The 534-nt window shown below is 45.5% G+C and carries 1 protein-coding gene; it reads left to right on the forward strand.

Going from position 1 to position 534, the window contains the following annotated elements:
• A partial coding sequence (locus tag R7R78_RS29085; RefSeq protein WP_225474961.1) for a glycosyltransferase occupies positions 1-466 on the forward strand: 466 nt, incomplete at its 5' end.
• Between the last annotated feature and the right edge of the window lie 68 nt (positions 467-534).

The raw sequence follows: 534 nt of genomic DNA on the forward strand, positions 1-534 counted from the left end.
TCAAGTCGTTGTTGTTGGGACGGGTGATCCCGTTTTGGCTGCACAATTGGAAGAGGTTGCGGCGCAATTCTCCGACAAGTTTGTATTTGTTGAGGCGTATGACAATGAACTCGCGCATTTAGTTGAAGCTGGTTCGGATTTCTTCTTAATGCCTTCTGAATTCGAACCATGTGGCTTAAATCAGATCTACAGCATGGCTTATGGCACCTTACCTATCGTGAGAGGGGTAGGTGGCTTAAAAGACAGTGTGAATGATTACTACGTAGACCCTTGCGACGCTACTGGATTTGTATTTTATGAACCGACGCCTCGAGCGCTGCTACTTACTATGCTGCGAGCGTTGCTGTTGTATGCGCAAAACCTGACGGAAGTGCAAAGAGTACAACTGCATGCAATGCAAAAAGATTTTTGCTGGCGGAAGGCCGCAGAATCGTATTTGCAACTCTATCGTTCAGCGTTAACTTGACGCAAGTTTGATAAAAAGTGTAACCAAAGGCACCTATTGAGGTGCCTTTATTACCTTGGTTTTACGGA

The organism is Vibrio sp. 2134-1 (assembly GCF_033339495.1).